At 40.8% G+C, this 12592-nt stretch carries 15 protein-coding genes; 5 read left to right on the forward strand and 10 right to left on the reverse strand.

The window, feature by feature from the left end; all coding sequences use genetic code 11:
- Positions 1-55: 55 nt before the first annotated feature.
- On the forward strand, positions 56-895 hold the full coding sequence (locus FLL46_RS13720; protein WP_142894303.1) for a substrate-binding periplasmic protein: 840 nt from the start codon (positions 56-58) through the stop codon (positions 893-895).
- Positions 896-945: 50 nt separating this feature from the next.
- On the opposite strand, the gene FLL46_RS13725 is transcribed toward FLL46_RS13720, so the two are convergent.
- Positions 946-2271 carry an APC family permease gene (locus FLL46_RS13725; protein WP_142894305.1) on the reverse strand — a complete coding sequence of 442 codons (1326 nt, stop codon included), beginning with the start codon at positions 2269-2271 and terminating at the stop codon, positions 946-948.
- 277 nt (positions 2272-2548) lie between these two features.
- Here FLL46_RS13725 and FLL46_RS13730 point away from each other — a divergent pair, with 277 nt between their 5' ends.
- Positions 2549-3094: a hypothetical protein gene (locus FLL46_RS13730; protein ID WP_142894307.1), complete on the forward strand. Its 546-nt coding sequence runs from the start codon at positions 2549-2551 to the stop codon at positions 3092-3094.
- Between the two features lie 164 nt (positions 3095-3258).
- Here FLL46_RS13730 and FLL46_RS13735 read toward each other — a convergent pair whose 3' ends face one another.
- Positions 3259-4101: an SIR2 family NAD-dependent protein deacylase gene (locus FLL46_RS13735; protein WP_142894309.1), complete on the reverse strand. Its 843-nt coding sequence runs from the start codon at positions 4099-4101 to the stop codon at positions 3259-3261.
- 37 nt (positions 4102-4138) lie between these two features.
- Positions 4139-4675: a peptide deformylase gene (def, locus tag FLL46_RS13740; protein ID WP_142894311.1), complete on the reverse strand. Its 537-nt coding sequence runs from the start codon at positions 4673-4675 to the stop codon at positions 4139-4141.
- Between the two features lie 318 nt (positions 4676-4993).
- Here def and FLL46_RS13745 point away from each other — a divergent pair, with 318 nt between their 5' ends.
- Both FLL46_RS13745 and FLL46_RS13750 read left to right on the forward strand, forming a co-directional pair.
- On the forward strand, positions 4994-5767 hold the full coding sequence (locus FLL46_RS13745; protein ID WP_142894314.1) for a hypothetical protein: 774 nt from the start codon (positions 4994-4996) through the stop codon (positions 5765-5767).
- A 32-nt stretch (positions 5768-5799) separates the two neighbouring features.
- A complete protein-coding gene (locus FLL46_RS13750) occupies positions 5800-6444 on the forward strand; it encodes a site-2 protease family protein (RefSeq protein ID WP_142894315.1) in 645 nt (214 codons plus the stop codon).
- Between the two features lie 45 nt (positions 6445-6489).
- Here the strand turns inward: FLL46_RS13750 and FLL46_RS13755 are convergent, their stop codons facing one another.
- From FLL46_RS13755 to FLL46_RS13780, 7 genes are all read right to left on the reverse strand, one after another.
- Positions 6490-7413 (reverse strand): tetratricopeptide repeat protein, encoded by a 924-nt coding sequence (locus FLL46_RS13755; RefSeq protein ID WP_168204161.1) that lies wholly within the window; start codon positions 7411-7413, stop codon positions 6490-6492.
- A complete protein-coding gene (locus tag FLL46_RS27000; protein ID WP_168204162.1) occupies positions 7406-7819 on the reverse strand; it encodes a hypothetical protein in 414 nt (137 codons plus the stop codon). The genes FLL46_RS13755 and FLL46_RS27000 overlap by 8 nt, the downstream gene beginning before the upstream one ends.
- A 17-nt stretch (positions 7820-7836) precedes the next feature.
- Complete coding sequence (locus FLL46_RS13760) at positions 7837-9153, reverse strand: ATP-binding protein (RefSeq protein WP_142894318.1); 1317 nt, start codon at positions 9151-9153, stop codon at positions 7837-7839.
- 247 nt (positions 9154-9400) lie between these two features.
- Positions 9401-9979 carry a hypothetical protein gene (locus FLL46_RS13765; RefSeq protein WP_142894320.1) on the reverse strand — a complete coding sequence of 193 codons (579 nt, stop codon included), beginning with the start codon at positions 9977-9979 and terminating at the stop codon, positions 9401-9403.
- The gene (locus FLL46_RS13770) at positions 9976-10554 is read right to left on the reverse strand and encodes an RNA polymerase sigma factor (protein ID WP_142894322.1); all 579 of its coding nucleotides are present in this window, start codon (positions 10552-10554) and stop codon (positions 9976-9978) included. Before FLL46_RS13770 ends, FLL46_RS13765 begins: the two co-directional genes overlap by 4 nt.
- A gap of 120 nt (positions 10555-10674) precedes the next feature.
- Complete coding sequence (locus FLL46_RS13775) at positions 10675-10905, reverse strand: DUF1653 domain-containing protein (protein ID WP_142894323.1); 231 nt, start codon at positions 10903-10905, stop codon at positions 10675-10677.
- Between the two features lie 8 nt (positions 10906-10913).
- Complete coding sequence (locus FLL46_RS13780; RefSeq protein WP_142894325.1) at positions 10914-11711, reverse strand: tetratricopeptide repeat protein; 798 nt, start codon at positions 11709-11711, stop codon at positions 10914-10916.
- Positions 11712-12234: 523 nt separating this feature from the next.
- On the opposite strand from FLL46_RS13780, the gene FLL46_RS13785 reads away from it, so the two are divergent.
- Complete coding sequence (locus FLL46_RS13785; protein ID WP_142894327.1) at positions 12235-12549, forward strand: hypothetical protein; 315 nt, start codon at positions 12235-12237, stop codon at positions 12547-12549.
- Positions 12550-12592 lie beyond the last annotated feature (43 nt).

Genomic DNA, 12592 nt, shown 5'->3' on the forward strand with positions numbered 1-12592 from the left:
TATATAAGGGCGAATTGGCAGATCGCTAATATTTGACTAAGCTTATTGAAAACCCATGATTCAGCAAGGTATGCCGTTGTTTGTTCGAATTTTTAGTTTTCCATTATTATTTCTGTTAACTACCTTAAGCATAAAGGTGGCCGCAACCAGTATTTCCACTGCATCAATTTCGGCGGAGGCTCATTCAAAAAAATGTCAATTAAACTACGGCTGGACTGAATGGAAACCGCTCCAATATCTCGATAAACGTGGAAAAATCATAGGGTTACAAATTGATCTGGTTGAAGCTATTGCCGAAAGTTTAAATTGTGACATAAACTTCATCAAAGGTCGTTGGAATGACAACCTTGAAAAAATTCGTACTGGAGAAGTCGACTTTACCGCTAACGCGACACCTAGCGAAAAAAGGAAACAGTTCGCCCACTTTTCTAACCCTTATCGCCAGGATTCCTTCGCCGTATTTGTGCGAATGGAGGACGTTGAAAAGTATAATGCCGGAACAATTAACGCGTTAAAATTAATTGATTTTAAATTAGGGTTGGCCAAACAGTATCTCTATGGTGAAGAAGTAGAAGCCTGGCAATCGGATAATCAATATAATTATTTACTCACCTATTCTGCAGTTGCTGAAGACAATTTTTCGAAATTAATCAAAGGGGAAATTGACGGTTTTCTAGAAGATCCTTTTGTGATTTCTTATAAATTACGCAGTAAGGATCTCACTAAAAAAGTTGTACCGCTTCCAATTAGAACAACTGGCAGAGAAGTTTGCTTTATCTTTAGTAAAAAAACAGTGAGTAAAAACTTTGTTAGTCAATTTAATCGCGCGTTAACAAAAATTAAGAACAATCCAAAATATCAGTCTATCTGGTTAGATTCTAGTTTTAATAAATAAAAAGTACATTGGCAATTGCTTCTTTCAATTGTACGCGCCGTTAGTTAAACTTATTTTAATTTTTCTGAATTATCTTGCAAACTTAGCTTGTTCGATAATAAATAAAACGGCACACCTAAACTTATCACCAACAGACTCACGATGGCTTCTTGTGGTCTCTCTTTCAAAATATAAAATAATGTCCAGCCGATTAGCACTAAAAAAATAATTGGCGGTAACGGATATAGCCAAGTCTTGTAAGGCCGTTTTAAATCTGGTTGCTTTTGCCTGAGAATAAAAATGCCCAAAACGGCAAAGAAATTATTAAGTGCCAACGCAAATCCTGAAAAAACCAGGATCGATTCAAATGTTGAGGTAACAACAAAAATAACCGCCAACGCAGATTGGAAATAGATCGCGCGTCGCGGTATGCCATGACGATTAACCACAGCTAAGGATTTGAACACAGAAAAATCCTCGCCGATCACTTGCAACACTCTCGGCCCAGCCATCGTCATGGCGCTGACTGTTGAAATCAACAGTAATGACATTACCACTCCCGTTAATGCCGCACCAGTTTCTCCAAAAATAGACTGGGCGACCACGTATCCAATTTCTACTTTACCGACCATTTCTTCCATCGGCGTTGAGTACAGAAAAACGAAATTGAGTGCTACATATGAGCACATTACTAACAAGGTACCGGACAATAAAATTTTCGGCAGACTCTGCTGCGGTCGTTCCAGCTCGCTACTAAGATAAGTGGCGGCATTCCACCCATTGTATGCATAACTCACATAAATCAGAGAAACTGCAAAGGCGCCGCTTAGTACCGCATTCAGATCTGACGATTGGGGCAAAAAATTCACTGGTTGGGGCGTTTCAACCAGGGCTATTGCGGCAACACAAAATACACCGATTAATAACAATTTAATCAGGGTGAATAACCACTGCAACCCACCGCTATTTTTTCGATTGCTCCCATGAACAATAGCCAAAACGATAATCAGCAATACCGCTAATCCGTTTTTTGACAGCTGCGAAAAAATTGAAGATAGATAAGCACCAAATGTTATTGCCGCCAATGCAACCGGTGCTGCGAACCCAATCGTTGATGAAATCCAGCCGGAAATGAAACCGGCAACCGGATGATAGCAACGCGTAAGAAAATTGTACTCTCCGCCACTTCTTGGCAGCGCTGCACCGAGCTCTGCGTAGGTTAATGCGCCGCAAAGTGCAGTAACACCGCCGACAACCCACAACATCAATAGTGCAAATCCAGATTGAATATCAATTAATTGAAAACCGAGGCTGGTAAATACGCCAGTACCAATCATATTGGCAACAACAACTGCGATCGCCGTTTTACTGTCAAATTTACTCAGGCTGCTTTTCATCTTGCTATTGGTAATGTTAGCATCTGAAGTTGTCGGTGACTTGATAGCGGTAATTGTTCAGTTCCTTTTAGTGTATTGGTTAGAACAAGCATTCATATCGCAGCATGCATTAAGAGCTGAAACCTATTTAACAACACATCATAGAATAATGATAGATCGGTTAAGAAAAACATACCTTCTATTTTTGAAACCAAAATTCCAGTCTTTCAGAACACTCAATTCGCGTTACAGAATATTGTCTGCTATAAAATCAACAAAATAAAACCCGCCGAGGACAATGATGACCAGCACAAATAAGAGAAAAGCTAATCATAATGCAATCCAACTTTCGCGTCGCTTTATATGGTTAATTGGTTTGTTTTTCGTCAACCAGATTTATGCCGCAACACCCAAACCCTGCACAACCGATGAATATCGCCAATTTGATTTTTGGATTGGAGAGTGGGAGGTTAAAAATGCGAGTGGAAAAACAGTAGGACATAATAAAATATTTCCCGTTATGAATGGTTGTGCCCTTTCTGAAAACTGGACAAGCGCCAGAGGAAACAGTGGTGTAAGCTACAATTTTTATGATCAGGCGGAAAAAAAATGGCACCAAACCTGGGTTGATCAAAATGGCGGCGTTCTCTATCTGGACGGCTCGCTGGACAATAACAAAATGGTATTAAAAGGATATCGTCCTGACAAAGAAGGGAAACAGGTACTGCATAAAATTTCCTGGACGCCTATGAAAGATGGTCGAGTAAAACAACATTGGCAATCGTCAACCGATGAAGGTAAAGCCTGGACAGAGGTTTTTGTCGGTTTTTATAGCAAAAAATAAAAAGTGTAAGGAAACAGCTTGAAGGAATATGACAACTGAAAAGATGGTAGCTTATTGTCCAAATTGGTCATAAATTAAGATCCCCTCTCCTAGAAGGAGAGGGCCAGGGAGAGGTTGAAAGCTTTGAAGTTTAAGAAAACTCTAAACCCAAATAAAAACCCCAGTCAATCATAAAAGCCGTTGCTCTGTAATACTTGCTCAATAAGCTGTAACGCCTCCAGCGCGCCGCACCTCAAACTGATACCCTGACAATTGCCAATTTGCTCGTCTCTAGGGTTAATTCTGACTAACAATCCCCGCTGTTTTTCACAAAAGTACCTGACAGTGGGAATTGCAGTACCCGCACCACATTCGATAACCACCGGATTCTGCATCAGTGATATGTTTTTGCGCAACATCGCCGCCTGCCGATCACTACGTTGGCTATTCCAGCCAAAATCACCAAACATTAATATATTGGGCCTTGCAATCTCACCACAATATTCACAAACGGGAAGCTGACCAATAGCCTGGCAACGGATGTCGTCTGTCTCAATGAGCATCTTATTTGCCGACCAAATATCGTCACAGCAAGGTCGTGAACACTGCCAATAGTTAATTGAGCCATGACATTCGTACACGCGGTCCTTCGCAAATCCAGCAGATTGAAAGTGCCCATCAACATTACTGGTAAAAACCTGGTATTGATTCGCCAGTTTTTCGCCAATTCGTTTTAAGATTTGATAGCCATCATGGCTCGCGGTTTTTCGATAAAGATTAAAACGGTGTCCATAAAACCCCCAGGCTAGTCTTGGTCTGCTCCGAAAAGCCTCAGGATTAGCAATTTCGGTAAAATCCATAACAGCCTCAGCTAACGCGGGATAGGCCCGCCAAAAACCTTGCTGGCCGCGAAAATCAGGTAAACCAGAATCAACTCCCATACCAGCTCCAGCACCGATGATCAGCCCATCAGCCTTCTCTATTGCAGAAGTGATTAATGCTAGAGCCTCAGGGTCGATGGTGCTCATGGATTTTCACAAAAATTGCATTGGGTGATTAGCTCGGTTACTGGACCGGGATTGATTCTAAATGGTGGGCGAGCTCTTCTTCAAACCCGAACTGGGACATACCTTTAATTTTCATGGGATATAGAATGCCTTGAAGATGATCGCATTCATGTTGTACGACGGTCGCATGAAACCCTTCGGCTTCTCTAACTATCGGTGCCCCATTTTGGTCAAATCCAGAGTACTCTATATGGGAAGGGCGAGAAACAAGACCCCGCATGCCAGGAATGCTCAAACAACCTTCCCAATAACTCGATTCGCTATCAGACAGTATTTTTATGGTCGGGTTAATCAACACAGTAAATGGAACAGCTTCAGCATCTGGATAACGCGGATTTTCTCCACCGCCAAAAATCACTACCTGCTGCAAAAAACCAATCTGTGGAGCCGCAAGCCCAGCTCCATTAACTGAATTCATGGTATCGACCATATCTTCAACTAATGCTTGCAGAAAAGGTGAGCCAAACTCGGTAACAGGTTGACTGGACTGCAGTAAACGAGGATCTCCCATTCGTAATATTTGGCGAATCGCCATAATAAACTCCTAACGAATTGACTGGTTATGGACTATGAAAAATTGAGCGTGTTTAGAAATTCTACTTACAACAAATCCATTTTGGCGAATCACCGAACTGACTGAAAACTAATCATTAAGTTAACATATCGTACAATAATAGCACAATTGGACAGTAAAAATTTTTATTAGACCATCGACTTTTGCATAAGATAAGCTTACTTGCAACAGGTCAGAACTGTAACAAAACACAATTGAACTGTTAATAGCGCATCACTTTCTGGTAAAGTTAATCTCATGTTCAATAATGCTATATATTTATGACAGACAATAAGATTTATGATGAACAATATACTTAGATATCTCATAACTTTAATATTTGGAATGGTTATTGGTTACTCGTTATTTTCGTTGACTAATTCTGATACAACGCCGCCGGAAATTGAGGTTGACACGACTAATGATACCTATTCAAATCTTAGAGATAACTCTGCCGTTGGTTCAGAAAAAACAGCTGACTCAAAAAGACTCGATGATTCCTCTTCGAATAATGAACAACGCCAAATCGCTGACAATGACAATCAAGATAAAGATGCCATTCAATACTTAACTCTGCTAACCCGAGAGCAACAATCAAAAATTGAGCAATTACAGCAGCAGCTAAACGCACTAAATCCGTTGTCAAAAAACGAAACAGAAAACCCTCCAAAAGAACTGCAAACACTTTCCATGGATGACTTTCAAAATAAGATGAAAGATCAGTTTGTTGAACAGTTTAGAGGTTACGCGATTGAACTTTCCGACGAACAACTGGATAGTGTTAAAAAGACATTTGAAACCAGTTCAGAAAAAGCAAACTGGAATGCTGAGTATGAAAATAGAATTACGGATTACATTCAGGAGGCCGACTCTAACGGACTTCATTTTATTGATGAGCTAACTTGTAATCAAAATATGTGTCGGCTCAAAGTTCAATCGAACGAACCGAAAAACTGGCAGCAAATTTATTCTTCGATGACCCAGCAAAAGTGGTATAACACCATGACATTGATCGAAAAAACAGACGAGCCAGGACAATTTATTTACTATATTCCTAAACCTCAAGATATTTAATTAATTTGACTAACTAGCAGCGGACACGACTAATGATTTTTACCTTAATCATGCAGGGCCAGTTCGAACAAGCAGTCCTTTTAATTATTGTCATTGTTATATCTTTATCATTTCATGAATTTGGCCATGCATGGACAGCGAACAAGTTCGGCGATAACACCGCGGAAAGGCAAGGAAGATTAACTTTAAACCCTGTAGCCCATATTGATCCTATGGGTTTGTTATTGGTGGCAATGGTTGGATTTGGTTATGCTAAACCGGTACCGACTGATCCGAGAAACTTCAATTCACCTAAGGCTTCGCTCTGGATCAGCGCGGCAGGGCCCGGCATGAATTTATTGCTTGCTTTTCTTTCTATCAATCTGCTGGTGGCTACGCAAGTTTTTCAAATCGATTTACTCAACGGCATGGGACCATTCATTTTCTTGCAGTATATGGTCTTTATCAATTTGTTACTGATGCTATTTAATTTACTGCCCATTGGGCCGCTTGACGGCCACTATATCCTTCCCTATTTCCTATCAAGGGATAATGCGTATAAGTATGTACGCTGGAATGATCAATACGGCGCTTTTATTTTACTGAGTTTGGTGGTGTTAAGCTTTTTGGGTGTTCCGATTTTTTCTTTTCTGAGTCAACTTGCCATGAGTATTGCCCAATACCTGGTAATATTTTGACCTCACGCCATGTCGTTAACACGTCATTAAAAGTAACCGTTTGAACTAAAAATCATTGTTAAAAGAAAATTTCTGTAACTCTTTTTTCAAAATTTTATGATAGTAAGGAATAGCAACCCAGGTATAAATCACTAAACCTAGCCACGCGTAGGATATCGCAGAGGAAACTCCCTGATGACCTAAATCAAAAACGACCTGCGCCAACAAGTTAAAAAATAAATAACCGGATATCAATACAAGGCTCGCCTTCATATCACCCAATGTTGCAACCCAGCTATTAAACCGCCACCAGGCACCGATAAAAATATTTTGCCTCGATTTAATATTTCCTAAAAGCGACAATGCTCTGTTTGAATCTGGTGTTTGCAGTATCACAAATCGCACATGATACATCGCCTCTTCAATGTTGCCGCGTTTCAATTGAACTTCCCCCATAAGTAGATTGGCATCACTACTACCAGGATCATTTTTCAATGCGTCTTCGGCATAGCAGTAGGCTTTTTTAACATCACCAGTCGCTAAATAAAATTCGCCGTAAGCACAAATTACTTCAACATTATCAGGAGCTAACGATGCCGCCTGGTGAATGCAGTTCAACGCATTTTTGTTATCATTTTTCAGTAAATAGATTTCACTTTTTAACAAAATAGCGTCAATCTCTTCCGGATCTAATGCAAGTGCTTCGTCACAAAATTCGATCACTTGATTGATTTTATTTTTTAGTAAACTTATCTGTGCGTAAACCACATAAAGATAGGCATAATTCGGCTCTAAACTAAGTGCAATCTTAAGTTCATATTCCGCCGCGTAGACGCGCTTTTTAGATACTAGACAAGAAGCTAACAAACCATGGCAAATTGCCGAATCAGGCTCTGAAGACAATAACTTTTTTAATAAGTCGATTGCTTGATCGGTTTGGCCACGATCCATGTAAGACCTGACCAGGTCAAGCTCATAGTCATTATTCATCTTGTTCTCGAATATACTCGTAAATTGAATAGGACGCAGATTGCATGAAAACAACGACGTACAAAGTACTAAAAAATATCGCCTGCAGGAAAATTCTAAGGTATGGCAATGTTGAATCTGGGTCATCGAATAAACTGCTGACCGATATAAATGCGGTGCCATAAAGCGTGGCAAAAAAAACCGCAGCCCCAATGATAATCGCTAGTATTTCCTTTTTTAAACTATGACTACCCAGCAGAACACCGTTAATGATTATCCAGATCATGGGCATCCAAAACCGCCCCATTAAAGGAGGATTCCAAAACAGTGGCGTTAGTATAGAAACAAACAATATTATCAAGGGGTTGAAAATCAGTGCATTAGTTCCCCTAACCTTAGGTTCGTCAACAATCTGATAGCTGGACATATCATTCGCCATATTGGTTACTTGCCGTGTTTATTCAGGAAATTCAGCACATCATTGTAACGACCGCCATCGTTGGCATACCGAGCATAATTTCTTGCAGTTGTCAGCCACTCAGTGGTTGTCGGGTTGCATTCCGACAAAGCACTTTTAAAGTGTTCAAAACCAATATCAACATCAGCTCCGGTTTCAATTGACTCGTCAATTGCTTCATCTGAGGCCATTTCTACCAGATTGAACAGATCGGCTCCGGAAAATCCGCCGGTTTTGGCTGCCATAGATTGATAATCAATGCCGCCCTTTGCCGGTCGTTCAGCCATATGATGTTCAAGTATTCCTTGCCTGGCGACTCTATCTGGCGGTGGAACAAAAAACATTCGATCAAATCTGCCTGGTCTTAAAAAAGCCGAATCAATCGCCCACGGAACATTGGTAGAAGCCAGTACCAGAACGCCTTCATTATTTTGTGAGAACCCGTCTAACTCCGATAAAAACTGACTAACAATGTTACTGGTGGAACTGTTTCGAGTGTGTTCTCGCTTACCAGCCAATGCTTCCAACTCATCAAAAAATAAAACGCTTGGAGACTCAGATCTCGCTTTCTCAAATATGGCATGTAATTTTTGTTCAGACTCACCGATGTACATATCCAGTACGTCTGATATTTCTATGTTATAGAAAGCAGCACTACACTCACCGGCAGTCGCCCGTGCCAACAAAGTTTTACCGCACCCGGGCGGGCCATAAAGTAAAACCCCACCGCCAACTTTTTTCTTAAAACGCTGAAAAAGCGATGGCTTTTGAAACGGCAAAATAATTTTTTTGTTGATTTGCTTTTTGATCGCCTCCAAACCGACAACGTCTTTGAAGGTAGTTACTGAATCTTGATAACGCCTCAAATCAGTCACGTTGCTCTGCTCAACTTTCTCTACCACACGTAACTTTGGCTTCTCACTTTTGTTCTCGTTTAGGTTAAAAGTCTGCTCCAGTTCTTTGTCTTCAAGTTCCGGTGACTTCTTCACGAGTTCCGTATAAATTTGCTTGGCCTCATCTTCTTTGTTCAATGCAACCAGGCAGGCGATCAACAACTTCGCCTGTTCGGGTTGATTCCTGTCAAAAAGATTTTCTGCCAACATGAATTCTTTGGCCGCCATAAGCTTTTCACCAATGCTCAATGCATCTTGATTGTCGAGCGGCCTGGGTAATGAGTCGAGATAAAGACGAACTCTGTCAACTTCGTTTTTTTCAATCAATGCAATGATGAGTATTTTTGCGAGCTCCGCCGATGGCGCTTGTTGATAGGCGGCTTCCAGACTGTTCAGCGTGTCATTATCCACAGTTATATTTTTCCTTGTTTTTTTAACCTATTTCCGGGTCGATAGCGGGAATGATTTTTAATTGAAAATTGTGCGCCGCTTATTCTCTGGCCAAATACTGTCTTTCAAATACAGTCTTTCAAATGCAGTCTTTATTGCTAAGGTTGCTCAATCAATGGGGATTGTATTCTGGCGTGCAGAATGTAAGCGACCTAAGCGGTTTTAACCAGGCGACAAAATATAATCGGAATTCGGTGAAAATAAAAGGCTAATCGAGGTAATCCTGCCACAAAACTTGTAATTTCTCTTGTTCTTTTTCTTTCTTTTTTTGATACCAAAAACAAATAACTCCAATCCCGCCGATCCATAAGGTGCCAAACACAAGAAAACCCAGACTTGAGGCTTTCGGATCCTCAGGCAATAAAAAACGATTAGCAGTAAACCACAGCCAAAACCCCACCAACAGTAACCAGCAAAAGTTTTTACCGATTTTACCAATTACAACCCCTGCTTCTGTTCGCTTAAGGTAAAGCTGTAACACAGCTTTCGCGGACTCCCCTTGAAAGCGTAAAATCGGCAACCGAATTTTGAAGTCCAGGTAAACGCCATAGATCAGTAATATGCCCAGGAAATAGTACCAGCTGTAGAAAATCCAGCTTTTATCTTCTTTCATGACTATGAAATAGAGGAACGGAAAATAACTAAGTATAGCAACAACATCAAACGCTAAAATGGACCACATTCGCCAGGTGACCCAGTTGATTTTCTTTTTTATCTTCTGAATGTCTGGTTGGAAAGTCTGCCATTCCGATTGAAGCGCTTCCCAGTCTTTATCCGGCTCACTCATCGACCAGCCTCCGTTGACATTAACTCACTCAACTTATTCTTAGCTCGATTGAGCCGCACCCCGACATTACTCACACTCAATCCTAATATCTTCGAAATATCTTTATAACTAATTCCTTCTAAAGCAAGCGTAACCAGTTGTCGGTCGGCCAGTGAAAGCTCTCTTAAAGCCATCATTAATCGGTTCATTTTCTGATTTTTCGACATTTGCTCACTGGGACACTTTTCCCCGGCGAATTCATAGTTACCAATATCAACTGAATTTGGCTCTTTAACATGCTTGGCAACATGGGATACCGCTCTTTTATGAGCGATACTTAGTACATAGGTTTTTATATTTGATTGATTTTCAAATTTGGCAAGGGCTTTCCACAGGGCGACTGATATTTCCTGATATAACTCTTCCTGAAGAGATGGTTTCATTTCATAACTACTGACAACCCTGGAAATCATACTATGATGATTATTCAAGGTCTCTTCAAAAAACTGGTCGTAAGCTAAGCGTTCACTTCGCGACATGGGAACTAGCTCTGCGGTCGCGATTCTTACCTGTGGTTGTGTCAGAGAAATTGCCAATGGAATTTTTTTTCATTGTAGTAATCGTATTGAATTAGTCTAACTTTTAAATTATTTATTACATCATTGGCTAATGAAATTTTGACTGCAGTGGTGATGGCCTACAAAGGTCAACAACTTCTAATCCCCAATCTTCTCGAACCTGAACAATTTTCGACCATTAACTTCAATCTGTTCGCTAAACATATCAAAGGGCCTTACCCAAAGCGCTGGTTCACCGTATAGCGGGCGATACAATACCATCAGTTCTTCCGTTTCACTATGGTACACAGTATCAATGACCTCATACTCGGGCCCTTTATAGTGGCGATACTTGCCAGGTGCTATTGTTCTATTATCCAATTCGCTCATTACTTTCGCTACTCTTTCTCTTCCCAGGCTCGATGTTGTTCGTAAGCTTCTAGTCGTTGTTGAAAATCTAATAGTCTATCTTCATCGACATCCTCCGGAAGCAATGAAATAGCCTCACTCTGAAGTGTAATTGCTTGATTAAATTCACCGGCCAATGCGTAAGCCGCAGCTCTTGTATCTAAAAATATCGATTGGGTTTCATTGGTTTGTTCAAGCTTATCAGCCCAGAACATCGCTTTTTTAGCATTGCGATAGGCCTTATGAGTGGTTGTCGCATGTAACCAGGCCAGATTATTAATGCTCATGGTGTGCCGTTTGGTCGCGGCTTTTTTGAACCATGAAATCGCTGACCCCAGATCTTTTGGTCGACCCTGACCATTATAAAACATCATACCAAGCGCAAATTCTGCTTTGGTATCATGGAATTTAGCGGCTTTAACCAACCATTGATAAGCCTTATCGAAATCTTGCTCAACGCCGTCAGCTGCAACATAGGATTCACCGACAAAAGTCTGGGCTTCAGGCCAGCCGGACTCTGCGGCTTTTAAGAACCACTCAAATGCCTGTTCAGCGGTGCGGTTTTGCTCAGCCAGATCGTAATAATAAATATGAGCTAACAACCATTGAGCTCGCGGGATACCCTGCTCTGCTGCGGTCAAGCATGTTTTGGAAGCCACCCGATAACTCTCTGCACGATAATGACTCACACAATCGGTCAGTAGCGCTTGTTCCACTTTTCTCTCATCTTCACAACCAGCAAGAAGAATAACCAAAACTACAAAAAGCCAAAACCTTACGCTTACCATCGTTGATACCACTGATCTGTTTTTGAATTAACCGAAATAAACTGGCTTAGACCTGCTTATCCTTTTACCTAACCCATATCGACGCTATAAGTCACTTATCGAGCACTTTAAAGTGAGCTCTAGCCAACAAAGCTAACCTCAGTTTGGGGTGGCTGTCCTTAATCAAACCAAAGATTAACTAGCTTTATCTATTATCGTCAAATGACAGTTATCTCTCCAGCGAAATAAAGAGGAAATTGATTTAAAAACGACAATCTTTAGAAAACGGTCTTGCTAAACGAGCCCGATTTTACCGATTATCAGTTTGTAACAGGCTGAAGCTATCAGTTTTACACATTTCTCAGATTAGGCAAAGGTCCGCTTTTCATAGCAATAACCTCTAAATAAGCGCTTTTATATTCCCAAAACAGTCTAAAACCGTGCAAGGATCGCATAATTGGGTATCTATTTAACAAATTTCTTTTTAGTGTTACCAATTTTATTTATACTCAAACCTGTTTTAGCGGGAAAAGGAAGTTCTAAATTGGCACTAGAAATTACCCCACAAGACCGAGCCTACATTTGGCGAGTAGTCGACCATGCTGTCGAGAAAGCCGGCTCCCACGCAAAATTGTTCGCAAATCGACTAGAGTTCTTTGAAGAGTCAGGCCGCATTAAGTTCCATTGGCCGGTTTGGATGCATGCAATCAAAGGCTACCTTAACTATCAATATGGCGAGAAAAAAACCGACGCAATGTTATTGTCCATATTGAGAGAAATTATGGCAGAGCCTAACTACACTGCATACCTCAAACAATCACAAAAAGGCCCGGTTAAATTTGATAAAAAAGTAGGTTAATACGCTTTTTCAAATTGGCGAAACAATGGACTCTGGACTTTGC

Origin of the sequence: Aliikangiella coralliicola, assembly GCF_007004725.1 — a bacterium.
Lineage (GTDB): Bacteria > Pseudomonadota > Gammaproteobacteria > Enterobacterales > Kangiellaceae > Aliikangiella > Aliikangiella coralliicola.

Bases quoted from the DNA above. Each gene is read 5' to 3' on its own strand.
- FLL46_RS13720 (WP_142894303.1), top strand. From the start codon at position 56: ATGATTCAGCAAGGTATGCCGTTGTTTGTTCGAATTTTTAGTTTTCCA.
- FLL46_RS13725 (WP_142894305.1), bottom strand. From the start codon at position 2,271: ATGAAAAGCAGCCTGAGTAAATTTGACAGTAAAACGGCGATCGCAGTT.
- FLL46_RS13730 (WP_142894307.1), top strand. From the start codon at position 2,549: ATGATGACCAGCACAAATAAGAGAAAAGCTAATCATAATGCAATCCAA.
- FLL46_RS13735 (WP_142894309.1), bottom strand. From the start codon at position 4,101: ATGAGCACCATCGACCCTGAGGCTCTAGCATTAATCACTTCTGCAATA.
- def (WP_142894311.1), bottom strand. From the start codon at position 4,675: ATGGCGATTCGCCAAATATTACGAATGGGAGATCCTCGTTTACTGCAG.
- FLL46_RS13745 (WP_142894314.1), top strand. From the start codon at position 4,994: ATGATGAACAATATACTTAGATATCTCATAACTTTAATATTTGGAATG.
- FLL46_RS13750 (WP_142894315.1), top strand. From the start codon at position 5,800: ATGATTTTTACCTTAATCATGCAGGGCCAGTTCGAACAAGCAGTCCTT.
- FLL46_RS13755 (WP_168204161.1), bottom strand. From the start codon at position 7,413: ATGAATAATGACTATGAGCTTGACCTGGTCAGGTCTTACATGGATCGT.
- FLL46_RS27000 (WP_168204162.1), bottom strand. From the start codon at position 7,819: ATGTCCAGCTATCAGATTGTTGACGAACCTAAGGTTAGGGGAACTAAT.
- FLL46_RS13765 (WP_142894320.1), bottom strand. From the start codon at position 9,979: ATGAGTGAGCCGGATAAAGACTGGGAAGCGCTTCAATCGGAATGGCAG.
- FLL46_RS13775 (WP_142894323.1), bottom strand. From the start codon at position 10,905: ATGAGCGAATTGGATAATAGAACAATAGCACCTGGCAAGTATCGCCAC.
- FLL46_RS13780 (WP_142894325.1), bottom strand. From the start codon at position 11,711: ATGGTAAGCGTAAGGTTTTGGCTTTTTGTAGTTTTGGTTATTCTTCTT.